The organism is Paraburkholderia sp. BR10872, assembly GCF_040965835.1.
Classification (GTDB): Bacteria; Pseudomonadota; Gammaproteobacteria; order Burkholderiales; family Burkholderiaceae; genus Paraburkholderia; species Paraburkholderia nodosa_A.
In genome coordinates, this window is record NZ_JBFRCN010000151.1 from 1 (window position 1) to 720 (window position 720).

At 52.1% G+C, this 720-nt stretch carries 1 pseudogene; it reads left to right on the top strand.

The features are described 5' to 3' along the window. Positions 1–423: pseudogene (locus AB4Y43_RS40465) on the top strand (transposase); the annotation flags it as partial. Positions 424–720: the final 297 nt, after the last annotated feature.

The following is a 720-nucleotide window of genomic DNA, read 5'->3' on the forward strand; positions in this document are numbered from 1 at the left end:
CCAGTGGAAATACCTTTATCGCGCTGGGGACAAGGCCGGAAAGACGGTGGATTTCCTGCTTCGAGCCCATCGTGACAAGGCTGCCGCCCGTCGCTATTTCGAGAAAGCCATCGACCAGAACGGCGAGTCGGAGACGATCACTATGGATAAGAGCGGCGCCAATCTGGATGCCCTGCACGCCATCAACGCCGAACGGGAAGCGCCCATCAAGATCCGCAAGGTCAAATACCTGAACAACGTTGTCGAACAGAACCATCGCTCCATCAAACGGATTGTCAAACCCATGATGGGCTTCAAGGATTTTCGTTGCGCCCGCATCATCCTGTCGGGCATCGAGTGATGCATATGATCAGGAAGGGGCAGATGAAAGCCGCTGGGATCCAGTTGACTACTGCCGAGCAATTTTATTCGCTGGCCATGTAAGTAATCCTCATTATATCGGGGCTTTCTCGTCCCGCCAACCTGATCGTGACAGAGCCTCTGATCGCGGCGTCTTTCATGACGGGACCGGGCGGTATCCTTTTCGGGAAGATAATCTGCCCGGTTACCGAGATGAATCACAATGAAGTCGACTCACTGGAGTTCAATGAGAAGCTAGTATTCTGTCCCATAAATAACTTTACGTAAATTCAGATTGTTCTATGATCGAATTCACGGCGTGTTGGAGGCGATCATGGGACGTAAAGGAATCGAGGTTGTCGTGTCGGAACTGGAGCGAGA